Raw genomic sequence first — 619 nt, 5'->3', positions numbered from 1 at the left:
AGCAACCCCGATCACATCCGGGCGCTGCTGCAGGGATATACCGGAGAGGAGCGGGAAGATCATGGCGCCTATCTGTACGGCAATACCGAATTTGCAGGGGGCTGGATTGCCATGCGCTGTGCGCCCACGCGGGCAGCCGCACCGTTCGGACCGCGAAACACGATCGGGCATCCCATCTGGCCGCCGGACATGTACAGCGTCTTGGCTGCCGAGTTGACGATCTGGTCCATCGCCTGCATGGCGAAGTTGAACGTCATGAATTCCACGACCGGGTTCAGGCCGCCAAAAGCAGCACCGACGGCAAGACCGGCAAAGCCATGTTCGGTAATGGGCGTATCAACGACACGCTTCGGGCCGAATTCGTCCAGAAGACCCTGGGTGATCTTGTAGGCGCCTTCGTATTCACCCACTTCCTCGCCCATCACGAAAACCTTGTCGTTTCCGCGCATCTCTTCGGCCATGGCTTCGCGCAGGGCTTCCCGCACGGTCATGGTCTTCATTTTCCCCCCCCCCCCCCCCGTGCCTTCAGGCCAATCCGGCGACACGTCACGTTTGCCTGCCACAGGGGCAGCCGGTGATGTCACTGCAGGTTTGTCCATATGGGCCGCGTCGGATTTCG

1 pseudogene is annotated in these 619 nt (G+C 61.2%); it reads right to left on the bottom strand.

Features of this window, described 5'->3' with window-relative positions:
* Positions 1 to 74 precede the first annotated feature (74 nt).
* Positions 75 to 619: pseudogene (locus TR36_RS14260) on the bottom strand (pyruvate dehydrogenase complex E1 component subunit beta); the annotation flags it as partial.

It is taken from the genome of Falsirhodobacter sp. alg1 (assembly GCF_000739715.2).
In the GTDB taxonomy this organism is placed as follows: domain Bacteria; phylum Pseudomonadota; class Alphaproteobacteria; order Rhodobacterales; family Rhodobacteraceae; genus Falsirhodobacter.
The sequence above is the reverse complement of the archived record's forward strand: the minus strand, read 5'-3'. Positions and strand labels throughout refer to the sequence as shown.